This window comes from Polaromonas sp. (genome assembly GCF_012927485.1).
GTDB lineage: Bacteria > Pseudomonadota > Gammaproteobacteria > Burkholderiales > Burkholderiaceae_C > Polaromonas.
The window spans coordinates 151,062-168,056 of record NZ_JABBPC010000035.1 but is presented as its reverse complement, the minus strand read 5'-3'; the positions used below and the strand labels follow the sequence as shown (position 1 = coordinate 168,056).

The window sequence follows — 16,995 nt, the reverse complement described above, 5'->3', positions numbered from 1 at the left end:
CCATGACCGTTGCAGATGACTCCAGGCGCTTTGCGCCGCCTGCGGAACCATCCCTCTCCATGGGGGTGATAGGCAACTGCGCGTTCAGTGCGCTGATTGATGTGCGCGGGCGCATTGTCTGGTGCTGCCTGCCGCGCTTCGATGGTGACCCGGTATTCAACGCGCTGATTGAGCCTGGTACCGGTGACGGTGATGACAGCACCTCCCAATCAAGCGCTTTTGCCATTGAGATTGAGGATTTCGCAGAATCAAAACAATGGTACGAACCCAATACCGCCGTACTCCGGACGCAGCTGTTTGACAAAAGCGGACAGGGCATAGAGATCACTGACTTTGCGCCCCGGTTTTTCAGCCGCTCGCGTTTCTTCAGGCCGATGACACTGGTGCGGCGCGTGCGGCCGATTCATGGCGCACCGCGCATCCGCGTGGCCCTGAACATCCGTTTCGACTGGGGCCGGCGCGAGCCCCTGATCACGCAGGGCAGCAACCATCTGCGCTATGTGGGAGAAGCGCTCACGCTGCGGCTGAACACCGACGCCCCGCTGTCGCACCTGCTGTCCAGGCAGCCCTTCGTGATGACACGCGAACACAATTTTCTATTGGGCGCCGATGAGTCGCTGGTTGATGGCATTGTCGACACGGCTCGTCTGTTTGAGCAGGAGACGGTGACCTACTGGCGCCGCTGGAGCCAGCGTCTGCATATTTCGCTGGAGTGGCAGGACGCGGTCATCCGCGCGGCGATTACCCTCAAGCTGTCATTGTTTGAAGACACCGGCGCCATCGTGGCGGCCATGACGACCAGCATTCCGGAAGCACCCGGCAGCCAGCGCAATTGGGACTACCGCTTCTGCTGGCTGCGCGATGCCTTTTTTGTGGTGCGTGCGCTGAACAGTCTGTCGGAGGTCGGCACCCTGGAAGACTACCTGCGCTGGCTGAGCAACGTGGTGGTGCAAGCCAACGGCGGACATATCCAGCCGCTGTACGGCATTGGCCTGGAGCGCGAGTTGCCCGAATCGGTGATGGCCCATTTGGGAGGCTACCGCGGCATGGGGCCGGTTCGCATTGGCAACCAGGCGCAGGAGCATTTTCAGCACGATGTGTATGGCAATGTGGTGCTGGGTGCGGCCCAGGCCTTTCATGACCACCGGCTATTGCACCGTGCCGGTCTGGCCGAATTCAAGCGGCTTGAGGCGGTCGGCGAGCAGGCGGCGCGCACCTATGACAAACCGGACGCCGGCATGTGGGAGTTGCGTACACGCGCCCGGATTCACACCTCGTCGGCACTGATGTGCTGGGCCGCCTGCGACCGACTCGGAAAAATCGCGTTGGCGCTTGAGTTGCCAGAGCGTGCGACATACTGGCAAGGCCATGCCCAACGCATGCAGGAACATATTTTGCGCGACGCGTGGTCGGAAGAGCGCCAGGCTTTCGCCGAAAGTTTTGGCGGGCGCGATTTAGACGCCAGCGTGTTGCTGATGATTGAGGTGGGCTTCATCGACCCGAAAGATCCCCGCTTCATCGCCACCGTCAACGCGCTGGAGACCCATTTGTGCGATGGGCCTTATATGCGTCGCTACGAAGCCTCTGACGATTTTGGGAGGCCGGAAACCGCGTTCAATATTTGCACCTTCTGGCGCATCGACGCGCTGACGCGCATCGGCCGAAAAGCGCAAGCGCGTGAAATTTTTGAAACCATGCTCGCAGCCCGTAACCACCTGGGACTGCTGTCGGAAGACACCCACCCGGTCACAGGCGAGATGTGGGGTAACTTTCCGCAAACCTATTCCATGGTGGGCATCATCAACGCGGCGATGCGACTGTCTGCGCCCTGGGAGTCCCAAGTATGAGCAAGCCAAGCAGGAGAGCAAAAAAATGAGTCGTCTCGTTGTCGTTTCCAATCGTGTCGCCGATCCCCGCAAGGCCACTGCCGGGGGCCTGGCCGTAGCGCTGGGCGAAGCGCTTAAGGCCACCGGCGGACTCTGGTTCGGCTGGAGCGGTAGCATTGTCGAAGGCGGTGCACCGGGGGAAGGCGAATTGCATGTGCAACACGCTGGTAGCGTCACGCTCGCGACGGTGGATTTATCGGTAGAAGACCATGCCGGTTACTACCTCGGTTACAGCAACGGCGTACTCTGGCCCGTGTTTCACTACCGGCTGGATCTGGCCCGCTTCGATGGCGGACACATCAACGCCTACCGCCGCGTTAACCAGCTGTTCGCGCGCAAGCTGATGACGCTATTGAAGCCCGACGACATCATTTGGGTGCATGACTATCACTTGATCCCGCTGGCTGCCGAGTTGCGTGCATTGGGTTCCACCCACCGCATTGGTTTCTTCCTGCATATTCCCCTGCCGCCTCAATTGTTGCTGGCGGCCATTCCCCAACACGAATGGCTGATGCGCGCACTTTTTTCCTACGATCTGGTGGGCTTTCAAAGCGAGGTCGATCTGCTGCACTTTTCGCACTACGTGCACGCGGAGGCAAGTGCTGAATCGCTGGGCCAGAATCGATTCCGGGCATTTGACCGCACCGTTCAGGCAGGCGCTTTTCCGATCGGTATCGACGTAGACGAATTCGCCGCGCTTACCCATGGCAAAGAAGCAAGCGATATGTACGAGCGCATGAAGGAAGAATACTCGCGCCGCAAACTGCTACTGGGCGTAGAACGGCTGGATTATTCCAAAGGCCTGCCACAACGCTTGCGCGCGTTTCAGACATTGCTTAAAAAATATCCTGAAAACCTCCGCAGCGCGACGCTGATCCAGATTGCCTCACCCAGCCGCGAGGACATGGGCACCTACACTGATTTGCTGCAGGAACTGGAAAGCCTGTGTGGCGCGATCAATGGCAACTTTGGCGAGCTTGACTGGATGCCGATTCGCTTTATTCACCGCAACGTGGCACGCCGACGCCTGCCAGGGCTCTACCGCGTGGCCCGGGTAGCACTCGTCACACCGCTGCGCGACGGCATGAATCTGGTCGCCAAAGAGTTCATTGCGGCACAAGATCCGGCCGATCCCGGCGTGTTGGTCCTGTCGCGCTTTGCAGGCGCCGCCGACCAACTTAAGGAAGCCCTGCTGGTGAACCCTTACGACACCGACGGCACGGCAGATGCCATCCAGCGCGCGCTCAATATGTCGCTGGAAGAACGGCAAAGCCGGCACCAGAAGCTACTCAAAACTATTCGGGAGCAAGACGTGCACTGGTGGCGCCAGACGTTTTTGAAAACGCTGGCCGAGACTCGGAGCGCGTAGAGGCCTTTTGGCTTTCGCCCTTCCCGCGCCATCTCGATTACGAAACGATGTAGGAAGCAGCCCCGGTAGAAAAGAGCGTGCCGTCCGCGCCGAGAAACTCCATGCGCGTGCTGGCCACGCGCGAGCCCAATCGCAACACTTCGGCCCGCAGCTCGAAGTAGTCGCTAATCCCCGGGCGCAGATAATCGACCCGCAAATCAATCGTCCCCAGCTTCGAAAAACGATGTAATCGCTGTAACGGGGTTTCGTCCATGTGCCGTGCGCCGATAGCCGCCATCACCGCCAAACCGCCCATGGCGTCGAGGCCTGCGCTAATGACGCCACCGTGAATGCGGTTGTAGATCGGGTGGCCCACGAAGTCATCCCGCATGTCAATGCGCGCCGTGACCCGATCGGCCTTCAGCGACGTGATCTTCAGGCCGAGCAGCTGGTTGAATATAATTTTTTCTTCAAAAATGTTTTTTAATCCGGCGATGAAGTCGGCTTCAAATTCGAGGGTTGGGGACAGCTTGGGCGTTGGGATCAAAGCGTGGGTCATGATTGCAATTGTCGTACTGCGTGCTTTTTCAGGGTGTCTTCAACGTTGCAGGCGGCAAAGTCTGCACAAAAAGCGCCATCGCCGCGTCAGCCAACTCCTCCAGCGAGGCCCCTTTTTTGGCGTCAAACCACTGCACCGACCAGTTCAGAGCACCAAAGATCAGCAGTCGGGCGAGCTTGACCTGGCCCTTTATCCGGCCCGCGTTGTGCAACGCGTTGAGCACCGGCTCCCAGACGGCTTCGTAGTCGCCCCGAAGTTTAGCCAGCAACGTGCGCTGCCGGGCTGTCAGCGAGCGCGACTCGTACAACATGACCGGAATGAAATCACTGCCAGGCCCCAGCAGCACCCCAAAATGATTACGGATTAACACCCTCAACAAGGCTGCGCCATCGGGTGGTGATTTCTCGGCGGCCCGCAGCCCCAAGGCCTGCTGGAGAATGGCCGTCCGCATGCCCTGCTCCATGACCGCGTAGAGCAGTGCCCCTTTGCTCTTGAAGTGATAGAACGGCGATCCGCTGTGCATGCCGACTGCGGCGGCAATGTCGCGCGTGGTGGTACCGTCAAAACCGTTTTTTCGAAACAGCTTCGCGGCGGCGTTGATCAACTCGACCCGCCGGTTGCCGTCGTCTCGCTCGCCCGCTGTTTTCCGAGGTCGTCCGCGCGGACGTTTTTCGGGGGCAGCGCACTTCGTCGCCACCGTGACGGGCACTTGAAGTGCGAAGCGGCTGCGCGCGGCGAGTGGATTCATGGATCCCGACCATAGCAAAACCCGATATTTTTAGCAAGCGTGCGCTTGGTAAAAAGATGCACGGGTGAATCCGACACTTGTTTTCGATCGGGGAGTGGAGAGAGTAAGCTTGTTCTTATGCAAACCGTTGCCAGCGCAAACCAACTTGATCAGTTAAAAAGAGGCGCTGAGTTGCTAGTCCTTTTTGGCGGCGCGCATTGCGGAGTTTGTCAGTCGATCAAGCCCAAGATTGAACACGTCATGGCACAACGCTTCCCGGACATTTCGATCGCGTATGTGGACTGCGAGCAGACGCCAGACATTTGCGCCCAACACGGCGTCTTTGCTTTGCCGGCCGTAAAACTTTTTATCGAAGGGCAGTTATGCCTGGAAGTGGCTCGCAGCTTTAGCCTTCAAGAATTGACATCCCGGATGGATCGCATTCACCGGCTCTGGCAAGACTCGAAATGTTGAGTCCTGCGAGTAAAGACTGGCGGCTGCCTCAGTACGCCAACGTACAGACAATCCGCCCGTTGAAGCGTAGCTTTTAAAGCCCAGAAGCTTGGCGCAAACACAGTTCCTCAAGCATCGTTCGTTGGTCCCTTAACTGGAGTTTTCAATGAAATTAATTCGCATGCTGTCAATCGTTGCAGCCGGCTCAGCGCTAGCTTTGGCCGGTTGCGCCCAGATGCCGGTCGATCAAGGTGGTTATCCTGCTGGACCCAACCCCTCAGTTGGCGGGATGGGCATGCCAATGGGTGGCCAGGGCGGCGCCATGTCCCGCATGGACGAGCACATGAAAGCCATGCGCGAAATGCACGACAAGATGATGCGCGCCACGACACCCAGTGAGCGCAGCGCATTGATGGCCGAGCAGATGAAGTTAATGCAAGACGGGATGGGCATGATGGGTGGGATGGGGTCCATGGGGGGGATGGGTGGTATGCAGGGCCAAGGGGCCATGCCCGGTGACATGGCGGCGCGTTACCAAATGATGGAAAAACGCATGGAGATGATGCAATCCATGATGCAGATGATGATGGACCGCATGCCTCCGGCACCGGCCAAACCTTAAGGAATCGCCATGACTACACACACTGAAACTTCCGGCAACACCACATCTGGGGCGACCTATGGGATTTATTGCAAGCTGGGCAAATCGAGCTTCGCCGACGCGGTGACTCGTGTGACCGCTGCCTTGAAAGCTGAAGGCTTCGGCGTGCTAACCGATATTGACGTCCGGGCGACGATGAAGGCGAAATTGAACGTTGAGGTTAGACCTTACCGTATCCTCGGCGCCTGCAACCCACAGCTGGCGCACCGCGCCTTGGGCGCGCAGCCGGACATCGGGCTACTGCTTCCCTGCAATGTCATCGTGCGGGAAGACCCCGACAGCAGCCTTACCGTGGGATTCATGGACCCCGTAGCCGTGTTGCAACTCACCAACGACCCCGAAGTGGCCAAGATCGCGAAGGAAGTCCGCGGCAGCCTTGAGCGGGTACGTTCGGCCTTAGTGCAAACGTCCGGCGGCACGGCTAACCGATGACTGGCTACGCTATGCCCATGTTTTACGGCGGCGGCTACATGATTGGCATGCACGCGCTCTGGTGGCTGTTCTGGCTTGTCCTGATCGCCGGATTTTTATTTTATGGTCGGGGTCGCGCGCCCCACCAAAGACATCTGTCGCGTGAAACCGCACACGAGTTGCTGCGCCGGCGCTTGGCCAGCGGGGAAATCACACCGGCGGATTATGAGGAACGCAAAGCATTGCTGGATCGCGACAGCGACCGCTCGGGCTGACCAGCGGGGTACCTGCTCAACGCCACCGTTAAAGCACTTTTGACCTGGTCGATCGCCTTCAGTTTGGTTCGACAGAAGGAACTCCTGACATGAACGACAAACCCGATTCCCTCACCGCGGAAAACTCAGTCCCCCATGGCGCCACGCTGGCCCCGGCCAAACCGTCGGTCGGCCTTACGGATCCCGTCTGCGGCATGCCCGTCACGGCCAAGTCGTCGCATTGGCTGGAGCATGGCGGAAAACCGTACTACTTCTGCAGTGCCGATTGCCGAGCCAAATTCTCTGCTAATCCGCAGGCTTATATTGATCCACCGGTTATCCCGGAGGGGGCCGCAGCGGTTCCCAAGGTAGCCGCGACGGGAGCTGAGACCGTCATCTACACCTGCCCGATGCATCCAGAAATCCGGCAGGACCATCCCGGAAATTGCCCTAAATGCGGCATGACCCTGGAGCCCATCTTGCCGACACTTGACGACGACGAGAACCCGGAGCTGGCCTCCTTCACCCGCCGGTTCTGGTGGACACTACCGCTCACCGTGGTCGTCGCCACATTGGCCATGGTGGGCCACCGACTCGGGTGGTTCGACATGGCGACACAGAGCTGGATCGAGATGGCTTTATCCTTGCCCGTGGTGTTGTGGGCTGGTTCGACGTTCTTCGTTCGGGGCGTGCAATCAGCGTTGCATCGCAGTCCGAACATGTGGACGCTGATCAGCCTCGGCACCGGGGCCGCGTTCTTGTACAGCGTCGTGGCCACACTGGCACCCGGCGTGTTTCCGGCTTCCTTTATCTCGATGGGCCGGGTAGCGGTTTATTTCGAAGCGGCGGTGGTCATCATCTCCTTGACCCTCTTCGGTCAGATACTCGAACTGAAGGCCCGGTCACAGACCTCGGCCGCGATCAAGTCGCTGCTCGGCCTTGCCCCCAAGACGGCGCGCAAAATCAACGCCGACGGCAACGAAGAGGACATCCCCTTGACCCATGTCCATGTGGGTGACAAGCTGCGGGTGCGCCCGGGCGAGAAAGTGCCGGTAGACGGCGTGGTGGTCGAGGGCAGTAGCGCGCTTGATGAGTCGATGTTGACGGGCGAACCGTTGCCCGTAACGAAGCGAGTGGGCGACACGCTCATCGGCGCCACGCTCAACACCAGCGGCGCGCTCGTAATGCGTTCCGAGCATGTCGGCTCGGCCACGGTGCTGGCGCAAATTGTGCAGATGGTCGCGCTGGCGCAGCGCTCCCGGGCACCCATGCAGCGCATGGCGGATCAAGTCGCGGGCTGGTTCGTCATGGGGGTGGTCACGGTCGCCTTGTTGAGCTTCTTCGGCTGGGGCCTGTTCGGCCCGCAGCCGAGCTGGGTCTACGGTCTCATCAACGCGGTGTCGGTATTGATCATTGCCTGCCCCTGCGCGCTGGGACTGGCTACACCGATGTCGATCATGGTCGCTACTGGTCGCGGCGCCACGCAGGGCGTACTTTTCCGCGACGCTGCGGCGATCGAGAATCTGCGCAAAGTCGACACCCTGATCGTTGACAAAACCGGCACACTGACCGAAGGGCGGCCAGTGTTCGAACGCGCGGTGGCTGCCGCCGGCTTTACGGAGGACGAAGTGCTCCGCCTGGCCGCCAGTCTGGACCAGGGCAGCGAGCACCCACTCGCCGCTGCGATCGTTGCGGCAGCCCATGCACGTGGCTTGGCCTTGGACAAGCCCGAACAATTCGATTCGGCATCCGGCATCGGCGTGCGCGGCATGGTATCCGCCAAGACACTCGCGCTGGGCAATACCGCGCTGATGCAGCAACTGGGGGTCGACGTCGCACCGCTCGCCAGCCGCGCCGAGGAACTGCGCGTACAAGGCGCCAGCGTGATGCATTTGGCAGTTGACGGACAACTCGCCGGGCTGCTCGCCGTGTCGGACCCGGTCAAGGCCACGACCGCCGCTGCGCTGGCCTCGTTACGTGCGGCGGGCCTGCGCATCGTGATGGCAACCGGCGATGGACTCACCACTGCACGCGCGGTCGGACAGCGGTTGGGCATTGATGAAGTGCACGGCGAGGTCAAACCCGCCGACAAACTGCAACTGGTCGAACGCCTGCAGCGCGAAGGCCGCGTCGTAGCGATGGCAGGCGACGGTATCAACGACGCCCCGGCACTGGCACGCGCGGACGTGGGCATCGCAATGGGAACCGGCACCGACGTGGCGATGAACAGCGCGCAGCTCACGCTGGTCAAGGGCGATTTGCGGGGAATCGCCGCAGCCCGCGCCTTGTCCGTTGCGACGGTCGCCAACATGAAGCAAAACCTCGGCTTTGCCTTTGTTTACAACGCGCTCGGCGTGCCGCTGGCCGCAGGCGTGCTGTATCCCTTGACCGGCTGGTTGCTGTCGCCCATGATTGCAGCGCTGGCGATGAGCCTGAGTTCAGTCTCGGTCATCAGCAATGCCCTGCGGCTCAGGGGCGCGTCCCTCAAACAGGACTGAATCGCGGTTGGCGTTTGGCGCGGCGCACCGCGGCGACCGCTGGCGCTATGGTCGTGGCGCACAGCATGGCTTTCACTTCAACTTTTGGAAAAATCGGGGCGCCGCTTTTCCATGAAAGCCGTGAACGCCTCGCGGGCTGCGGGCTCCTGAAGCATGCGGCCGAAGCTGGCGCCCTCTTCCGCCATGCGTTCGGCCACGATACCGGCATTGCCTTTTTTCATAAGGCGCTTCGTTTCAATCAATGCCGTAAGCGGCTTGGCCGCCAGCTTGAGGGCCTGCCTTTGGGCCAGCGCGTTGACTTCAGCAGGCGGGACGATGCGGTTGATCAATCCCATTTCCAGCGCGGTTTCAGCCGTGAAGGGCTCGCCCAACAACAAGGCTTCCGCCGCACGCGGATAGCCCATCAACTGCGCCACCAAAAAACTCGACGCCGCTTCGGGGCACAGGCCCAGATTAACGAAAGGCATGGAAAACGCTGCGTTGTCACCGGCGTAGACCAGATCGCAGTGCAGCAGCATCGTGGTGCCAATACCGACCGCCGGACCGCACACAGCGGCCACGATCGGCTTCGGAAAAGTGCTGATGCCGCGCAAGAAAAGAAACACTGGCGACTCGGAAGTCGATGGCGGCTTATTCAGAAAATCGCCGATGTCATTGCCAGCCGAAAAAATGCTTTCGTGGCCTTGAATCACGACGGCGCGAACGGCGGCGTCGTGGTTCGCGGACTCCAGGGCGTTGGCCATGGCGCTGTACATGGCGGAAGTGATGGAATTCTTCTTGTCCACGCGGTTGAGCGTGAGGGTCATTACGCCCCCGTCAACGTGGGTGAGGATTTCTGCAAGGGTGCCGGGCGATATGCCTGCTGCGGTGCTGAAGTTGGATGTACTCATGATGATTTCCCGTGTTGAGAAGCCCAGTGTAGGCGGGACACGAAGTGCACGCCCATAGCACCCCCCAAAAGCCACCCCCTGACAACATGATACAAAATAGTTTGCAATTATAAAAAACAGTATCATAATTAAATTGTTCAATGGCAAACACTATTGAATCGTTACCGCTTCCAACGCCAGGCCACCACTTGAGTGGCCTTTTAATTCCTTTCAGGAGACAAGACCATGAGCCACCATGAAAAAATCGCCCACAAGATGGACTACCCGCCCGCGACGGAGCAGCCCAATGTGTATCCGTTGTCCTGGCACCGCCAGACGTCGAAACTAGAAGAAGTGTGGAATTCTTCCCTGCGTGAAGCCTGGGACCCGCAGGCTTTACCATGGGATACGTTCAACGCGGCCAGCTACAGCTGGGAAGAACGTGAGTCGATCGCCTACTGGTGGACGCTGTTGTCAGTGTTCGACGCCTCCGCACCGCCAGTATTCGCCGAAGCATTTATCAAGACCTACGAAGTACACGAGGAAGATGCCGTGCGCCGTTGCTTTTTCTCCGTCACCCGCGACGAGCAAAACCATGAGCAAATGTGCGGTTTGGCAATCACCAAATTATTGGAGCATCCCGATCCGCTGACGTACACGCCCAAGACCGAGATTGGCAAGCAATTGCAGCGCAACGCCGCCTGGCTGTATTACAACGGCGGTCGCTATTGGACCAGCTACAAACTCGCTGTGCCTAAATACAGCCTGGCCGTGTTGTTCAGTTCCTTCTTGATGGGCGAAATTGCCGCGGCGACGATCTTTCACCAGATGGCCGCCGGCTGCACCGAGCCGGTATTCAAAGAAGGCTTCCGCAATATCGGTCGCGACGAAGGACGTCACATGGCGATCTGCATGGCGCTCATGGAGCGCGACTATCCCAAAATGAAAAAGGAAGACCGCGCCATCATTACCAAGCAGGTGCGCGCCGGCTACCTGTTCCTGTCGGCTGTGCTGTTCGAGCCGCCACCAGACTTCTGGGATCTGCCACCAGACTTCATCGAGGTGCAGCGCAAGGGAGAAACGATTGCGCGCGATGCGGGTTTCAATATTCCTGCCTATGAACAGAAAAAAGAAAACTGGAAGGCCGCGATGTTGAATCTGAAAGGCGTGCTCGACAAGTACGACATTCCATTCCCTGCAATTCCCGAAGTCGGCATTTCAGGCGAAGAAGTGACCGACATCGACATGGCCGATATCATTCCGGTATTCTGACCTTTCAGGGCGCTGCCCCAGTGCGATGGCGAGCCGGCCATCGCACGGCGCAGCGCCTCATGCATTAATGACGTCAAGGACGACAAGTGAGCCGAATTAAACTGCACCCCTCGGGTCATGAGATCGAATGTCAACAGGGCGATACCGTTCTTGCTGCCGTTGAACGCTCGGGTTATGCGCTTCCCAACAACTGCCGAGCCGGTGCCTGCGGCGAATGCAAGGTCAAGGTTCTACAGGGTGAGTTCGACCAGGGCATTGTGCTTGACATGGCTTTGTCACAGGAGGAGCGGGCGCAGGGCTTCGGCCTGATGTGCATGGCCAAGCCGCTGTCGGACGAACTAGTGATCGAGTGGGGCACTGACGACGCGAAGCCGAAACTCTTTCCGCCACGCGAGAACATGCTGCATATCGTCACCGACAAGATCCGGCGCACTCCGCGCATCACCGAATTCCGGTTTCGACCACTGGGTAACCCGGTGCGTTACTGGCCGGGTCAATACGTCATGCTGGGCGACGCAACGGCGGGCGCGCCACAGCGCTCCTACTCGATTGCTGGCGCACCCAGGCCTGATGGAGAAATCCTGCTGCACGTCACGCGTGACGCCACTGGCGCAACCAGCCGCTGGCTGCACGACCAGGTTCAGGTTGGCGACAGCGTCAAGTTGTCAGGCGCCTACGGTACTTTTATCGGCGATCCTTCGGTGGAGACGCCGGTGCTCTGTATGGCGGCGGGTTCCGGCCTGGCGCCTATCCTGTCGCTGACTGAAGCGGCGCTGCGACGCGGCTTCAAGCAGCCAGTGAAACTACTTTTTTCAGCGTGCACCGCGGAAGATATTTACAACCAGGGCTTGATGACTTTTCTGCAAGCCAAGAACCGCCGCTTCAAATTCATACCGACCCTGACACGCGAAAAGCGCGATGGAATGCTCAGTGGCCGGATTCCCGACTTACTGCCAACGCAGTTTACCGACCTGTCGGGGTACACCGTGTTCATCGCCGGGACCCCTGAATTTGTAGCGAGTTGCAAGCAGGCGGCAAAGCTTCTCGGCGCGAAAGACGAGATGATTCATACCGAAGGTTATTTTCAACAGCAGCAGCCAGAAACACCGCCAGCAAACCGTCTGGCCACTGCGAGCGCTGGACGCTAAAGAACCGAGAAACCAGATCAACTGGCCAGATCAAAGCGACTCGACAACGAGTTCGTTATCAATGCGGCGGTTGACTAGCTGGAGTAAGCGGCAGCGTTGTCGTTCTTACACCAACCCGCCAAAGCGCTGGTAAAAATAAGGCGCTGCTTCAGGCGCATCTTTGTCTTCCCGCCGTAAAGTCGTCAGCACGTATTGCTCGACTTCCGTGTACGTCAATTGGTAGATCTGCCGGCACAGTTCGTAGGCGGTTTTTCCAGGCCAGTTTTTTGGCAGAAGTTCAAGCGGCAATTGCTGATCATGCAACTGGACGCGTCGGAATTCATGGATCAGCAGCGTGCGGACCACGAACGCCTGTTCCGGGTTAAGTGCGTTCCGGGCTTTCAGCAGTTTAGGCAACGCGGCAAAGTAATTTATGAAGCGTTCATAATCCGCAACCACAGTGTCCAGCTCCCAACATTGCTGGATCAATTCGCTCAGCGGCCTGGCCGCAGCGAATTCGGATTCGGTCGCATCGCACACAAAGACCTTGCCTTTTACGCCGACCCTGACGAGGATTTCTTCCAGGGTTTCCGCATCGGCGCAGGGGTGGCCAAACACCAAGGGTGCGATCATCCCGAATCCTTCCCACAGCAACTCCTTGCGCAAGCCTACTTTTTGTTCCGCCGTGAGGGTGCCGGAAGTTGCAAGCACAAGCGTCCACTTGCCTTTCCAGTCGCGGTATGACGGCGTGTAGATGCGCTGGTAAGCGCGCTCAAAGCGGCGCGCTGCAGAGGAATTCAGCGCGTACCGGCTGCGTCTGCCTTCGCGTTGCGCGTCCAGCCACCCTTCCTCGGCCAGCCGGAATACGCTCGTACGCACCAGCCTGTCGTTGATACCAAAAGGCGCCAGCAGCTCGATCAAGCTTCCCAACCAGACCTGTCCGCCGTGCGGCGTGATCACGTCGCCGAACAACGTCATCACGTTGGACTTTGCGCGCGGCGGGTTGTCCGCCAGGTGCTGCTCAATCCATTTCTTCAGGCCGGGGCTTTTTGTGGGAGACATGATGAAAACGTTCGGAGTTGACCGCAGAGAAATCAGCTAACGTCAAAGCGCCAACCGGCCCGAATGATACAGGGAGCGGCAGCCGGTTGACCGCACAAACACCTTCAAACCCGTTCGAAAATACCTGCAGCGCCTTGGCCCATGCCGACACACATGGTCACCATGCCGTACTTTAGTTGATGACGATGCAGCGCATGAATCACGGTAGCGGCACGAATCGCCCCGGTGGCACCCAACGGATGGCCTAGCGCAATCGCACCGCCCATCGGATTAACTTTGGCCGGATTCAAGCCCAGGGTGTTGATCACCGCCAGGGACTGCGCAGCAAACGCCTCGTTCAGCTCGAACCAGTCAATGTCATCCTGCTTCAGTCCGGCAAAGCGAAGCGCCGCCGGAATGGCTTCGATGGGACCGATGCCCATGATGTGGGGCGGCACGCCCTTCGCGGCGTAGCTCACAAAACGTGCGAGCGGCTTGAGGCCGAATTCCTTGATCGCTTTTTCGCTGGCCAAAATCAGTGCCCCCGCGCCGTCCGAGGTTTGCGAGCTGTTGCCCGCTGTGACCGAGCCTCGCGCTGCAAAAGGCGTCTTGAGTTTGGCAAGACCTTCCAGGGTGGTGTCAGGGCGTGCCCCTTCGTCAAGACTGACGGTGCGGCTGGTGGCAATGACTTCGCCCGTTTCCAAATTGGCGCTGCGGTCAGTGACTTCCACCGGCGTGATTTCGTTGGTGAACTCTCCCGCCTGTTGCGCCTTGAGGGCTTTCATATGAGACTCGTAGGCAAACAGGTCCTGCGCCTCACGCGAGACCTTCCATTGCTGAGCCACCTTCTCAGCGGTCAGGCCCATGCCGTAAGCAATGCCGATGTTTTCGTCGTGGGCAAACATGGCGGGCGACAGGGAAGGCGAGTTGCCCGACATCGGAACCATGCTCATGCTTTCGGTACCGGCTGCAATCATCACATCGGCCTCGCCAACACGGATGCGGTCTGCCGCCATCTGCACGGCAGACAAGCCCGAAGCGCAAAAACGGTTGACGGTGATGCCGCCCACACTGGTCGGCAAGCCGGCAAGCACGGCGCCGATACGGGCGACGTTCAAGCCTTGCGGGCCTTCGGGAATCGCGCAGCCGCAGATGATGTCCTCGATCGCTTTGGGATCCAACGTCGGCACCTGGGCCAACGCGGCCTGCAAGGCTTTGACCAGCAAATCATCAGGACGGGTATTGCGGAAAAAGCCCCGGTGCGAGCGACCGATGGGCGTGCGCGTGGCAGCAACGATATAGGCTTCTTGGATTTGCTTCATGGAAATATTCCTTTCGGTGTCTTGACGCCCTCGCCCACTGGCGGGAGGGGATTCGTGTGAGGGCCTGCGGATTCGAGCGATCAGTTGCGCACGGGCTTGCCGGTGCTCATCATGCCCATGATGCGTTCCTGCGTCTTGGGATGCTCGAGCAGCGCGCAAAAGGCCTTGCGCTCCAGCGTCATCAGGTATTCCTCGGTCACCAAAGTGCCGGTATCGACGTCGCCGCCACAGACCACGCCGGCAATCAGGCTCGCAATATGAAAGTCGTGTGCGCTGATGAAACCGCCGTCGCGCATGTTGACCAACTGGCCTTTGATGGTGGCCACGCCGTTGCGACCCACCACCGGAAATGGCCGCTTGTGCGGTGCGCGATAGCCGGAATTGAACAGCGCGCGGGCTTCGTTGAGGGCCACGAACAAAAGCTCGTCTTTATTCGCAACGATCACGTCGCTGTCGAGCAGGTAACCGATCTTGCGACTGTCCAAAGCGCTGGTTCCCACCTTGGCCATGGCGGCGGCGGTGAAGCCTTCCGTTAGAAAAGGCAGCATGTCCTTGTTAGTGGAGGTCGCTGCATTTTCAGCCGCGCGACGCGCGATGTAGGAAAGACCGCCTGCGCCGGGCACCAGGCCGACGCCCACTTCCACCAGTCCGATGTAGCTTTCCATTGCCGCTACGCGCTTAGCCGAATACACGGCCATTTCGCAGCCGCCTCCCAGGGCTAGCCCCCGAATGGCCGACACCACGGGTACGGCGGCATACCGCAGCTTGAGCATCACGGTTTGCAACTCGGCCTCCGCCCCGTCAACCGCCTGAACGCCCCCCATCATGAAGGCGGGCAGCATGGCCTGCAGGTCGGCACCGGCCGAAAACATTTCGTCGTTGGACCAGATCACCAAGCCTTTGTAGCTTTTTTCGGCCAGATCGACCGCCATTGCCAAGCCTTCCGCAACATCCGGGCCGATCGCGTGCATCTTCGTTTTGATACTGGCGATCAGCACATCATTCTGGTCGCCGTCAAGCGTCCACAAACGAATGGCGAGGTCCTCGTGCAAGGTCGTACCGGCGGTTTCAAAGGCAGGTGCCTTAGCACCCAGCACGTCTTCCGGAAAATGCTGACGCGCATACACCGGCAGCTGGCGACGGGGAATGAATTTTTTGGCGGAGGCGCTCCAGGAACCCGCAGCGGTATGAACGCCTGCCGCGTCCGCCACCGGGCCTTTAAACACCCAATCGGGCAGCGGCGCTTTGCTGAGCGCCTTTCCGGCATCAATGTCTTCCTGGATCCAGTTTGCCACCTGCAACCAGCCGGCCTGTTGCCACAATTCAAACGGGCCCTGCTTGGCGCCGAAACCCCAGCGCATCGCAAAGTCAATGTCGCGAGCGGTCTCGGCAATGGTTTCCAGGTGCACGGCAGCATAGTGAAACTGGTCGCGCAAAATAGCCCACAAGAAGCGGGCTTCAGCGCCCTCCGCTTCACGCAGCAACTTCAGGCGTTCGCCTGCGGGTTTTTTCAGCATGCGGCCGACCACGTCGTCGGCCTTGGCGCCAGCGGCGACGTATTCCATGCTTTCAGGGTCCAGGCGCAATATGTCGCGGCCCTGCTTTTTAAAAAATCCGGCACCGGATTTTTGGCCCAGGCTCTTGGCCTCGAGCAGCCTGGCCAGCACCGGCGGAGTTCCGTAAAGTTCTGAAAATGGATCGTCCACTTTGCCGGGGCCGAGGTTGTCTTGCAACGTTTTGATGACGTGCGCCATCGTGTCCAGCCCCACGACGTCGGCGGTGCGAAAAGTGCCAGAACTGGCGCGGCCCAGCTTCTTGCCAGTCAGGTCATCCACTACGTCGTAAGTCAAGCCAAACGTCTCGGCTTCCTTGATGGTGGCCAGCATGCTGGCAATGCCAACGCGGTTGGCGATGAAGTTGGGCGTGTCGTGGGCGCGGATCACGCTCTTGCCGAGCGCGCTGGTCACAAACGTTTCCAGGTCGTCAAGCACTTTGGGCTCGGTCGTCGGCGTGTTGATGAGTTCGACCAGCGTCATATAACGCGGCGGGTTAAAGAAATGAATGCCACAAAACCGTGGTTTGATGGAGTCGGGCAGCGCCTCGCTCAGCCGGGTGATAGACAGGCCCGTCGTATTGCTTGCTACGATGGCACCCTCCGCAATAAACGGAGCGATGGTGTGGTACAGGTCGGTCTTCCAGTCCATGCGCTCGGCAATGGCTTCGATGATCAGATCGCAGCCTTTCAGCAGGTCCAGGTGCTCTTCGTAGTTCGCGTGCTGAATCAGGGCGGCGTCTTCAGGTACCCCCAGCGGTGCAGGTTTGAGCTTCTTCAGACCCTCGATCGCCTTGATGACGATACCGTTCTTGGGGCCCTCTTTTGCGGGCAGATCAAACAACACCACAGGCACTCTGCAATTCACCAAATGGGCGGCGATTTGGGCGCCCATCACACCGGCACCGAGCACCGCGACTTTTTTAACTTGAAAACGCGACATGGATCTCTTTCTTCATCGAATGCCCGGGGGAGCTTGGAGCCAGCGCCCCAACCCCAGGATTAAAGGGCTGCG

The 16,995-nt window shown here is 59.4% G+C and carries 15 protein-coding genes; 9 read left to right on the top strand and 6 right to left on the bottom strand.

Annotation, left to right across the window (positions count from 1 at the left end; genetic code table 11):
- Positions 1–2 precede the first annotated feature (2 nt).
- Positions 3–1,847: a glycoside hydrolase family 15 protein gene (locus tag HHJ16_RS14530; protein WP_296901717.1), complete on the top strand. Its 1,845-nt coding sequence runs from the start codon at positions 3–5 to the stop codon at positions 1,845–1,847.
- Between the two features lie 25 nt (positions 1,848–1,872).
- On the top strand, positions 1,873–3,255 hold the full coding sequence (otsA, locus tag HHJ16_RS14525) for an alpha,alpha-trehalose-phosphate synthase (UDP-forming) (RefSeq protein ID WP_296901716.1): 1,383 nt from the start codon (positions 1,873–1,875) through the stop codon (positions 3,253–3,255).
- A gap of 37 nt (positions 3,256–3,292) precedes the next feature.
- Here the strand turns inward: otsA and HHJ16_RS14520 are convergent, their stop codons facing one another.
- Together HHJ16_RS14520 and HHJ16_RS14515 are read right to left on the bottom strand one after the other, a co-directional pair.
- Complete coding sequence (locus tag HHJ16_RS14520; RefSeq protein WP_296901714.1) at positions 3,293–3,793, bottom strand: thioesterase family protein; 501 nt, start codon at positions 3,791–3,793, stop codon at positions 3,293–3,295.
- A gap of 28 nt (positions 3,794–3,821) precedes the next feature.
- Entirely contained in the window at positions 3,822–4,541 is a 720-nt protein-coding gene (locus tag HHJ16_RS14515) for a TetR/AcrR family transcriptional regulator (protein WP_296901712.1), read from the bottom strand.
- Positions 4,542–4,658: 117 nt separating this feature from the next.
- Here HHJ16_RS14515 and HHJ16_RS14510 point away from each other — a divergent pair, with 117 nt between their 5' ends.
- The 5 genes from HHJ16_RS14510 to HHJ16_RS14490 all read left to right on the top strand — a co-directional run bounded on the left by HHJ16_RS14510 (position 4,659) and on the right by HHJ16_RS14490 (position 8,797).
- Positions 4,659–4,994: a thioredoxin family protein gene (locus HHJ16_RS14510; RefSeq protein ID WP_296901710.1), complete on the top strand. Its 336-nt coding sequence runs from the start codon at positions 4,659–4,661 to the stop codon at positions 4,992–4,994.
- Between the two features lie 145 nt (positions 4,995–5,139).
- Entirely contained in the window at positions 5,140–5,595 is a 456-nt protein-coding gene (locus HHJ16_RS14505; RefSeq protein ID WP_296901708.1) for a hypothetical protein, read from the top strand.
- Positions 5,596–5,604: 9 nt separating this feature from the next.
- Positions 5,605–6,066 (top strand): DUF302 domain-containing protein, encoded by a 462-nt coding sequence (locus HHJ16_RS14500; protein ID WP_296901706.1) that lies wholly within the window; start codon positions 5,605–5,607, stop codon positions 6,064–6,066.
- Positions 6,063–6,320, top strand: coding sequence for an SHOCT domain-containing protein (locus HHJ16_RS14495; RefSeq protein WP_296901705.1), 258 nt, complete (start codon positions 6,063–6,065; stop codon positions 6,318–6,320). The genes HHJ16_RS14500 and HHJ16_RS14495 overlap by 4 nt, the downstream gene beginning before the upstream one ends.
- 89 nt (positions 6,321–6,409) lie before the next feature.
- Positions 6,410–8,797, top strand: a complete 2,388-nt coding sequence (locus HHJ16_RS14490; protein ID WP_296901703.1) for a heavy metal translocating P-type ATPase — start codon at positions 6,410–6,412, stop codon at positions 8,795–8,797.
- 77 nt (positions 8,798–8,874) lie between these two features.
- Here HHJ16_RS14490 and HHJ16_RS14485 read toward each other — a convergent pair whose 3' ends face one another.
- Positions 8,875–9,687: an enoyl-CoA hydratase gene (locus HHJ16_RS14485; RefSeq protein ID WP_296901701.1), complete on the bottom strand. Its 813-nt coding sequence runs from the start codon at positions 9,685–9,687 to the stop codon at positions 8,875–8,877.
- Between the two features lie 255 nt (positions 9,688–9,942).
- Here HHJ16_RS14485 and HHJ16_RS14480 point away from each other — a divergent pair, with 255 nt between their 5' ends.
- Positions 9,943–10,938: a hypothetical protein gene (locus HHJ16_RS14480; RefSeq protein WP_296901699.1), complete on the top strand. Its 996-nt coding sequence runs from the start codon at positions 9,943–9,945 to the stop codon at positions 10,936–10,938.
- Between the two features lie 86 nt (positions 10,939–11,024).
- Positions 11,025–12,086, top strand: a complete 1,062-nt coding sequence (locus tag HHJ16_RS14475; protein WP_296901697.1) for a 2Fe-2S iron-sulfur cluster-binding protein — start codon at positions 11,025–11,027, stop codon at positions 12,084–12,086.
- Between the two features lie 105 nt (positions 12,087–12,191).
- On the opposite strand, the gene paaX is transcribed toward HHJ16_RS14475, so the two are convergent.
- From paaX to HHJ16_RS14460, 3 genes are all read right to left on the bottom strand, one after another.
- Entirely contained in the window at positions 12,192–13,127 is a 936-nt protein-coding gene (gene paaX, locus HHJ16_RS14470) for a phenylacetic acid degradation operon negative regulatory protein PaaX (protein ID WP_296901695.1), read from the bottom strand.
- 104 nt (positions 13,128–13,231) lie between these two features.
- Positions 13,232–14,428 (bottom strand): acetyl-CoA C-acyltransferase, encoded by a 1,197-nt coding sequence (locus tag HHJ16_RS14465; protein ID WP_296901693.1) that lies wholly within the window; start codon positions 14,426–14,428, stop codon positions 13,232–13,234.
- 80 nt (positions 14,429–14,508) lie between these two features.
- Complete coding sequence (locus tag HHJ16_RS14460; protein WP_296901691.1) at positions 14,509–16,923, bottom strand: 3-hydroxyacyl-CoA dehydrogenase/enoyl-CoA hydratase family protein; 2,415 nt, start codon at positions 16,921–16,923, stop codon at positions 14,509–14,511.
- Positions 16,924–16,995: the final 72 nt, after the last annotated feature.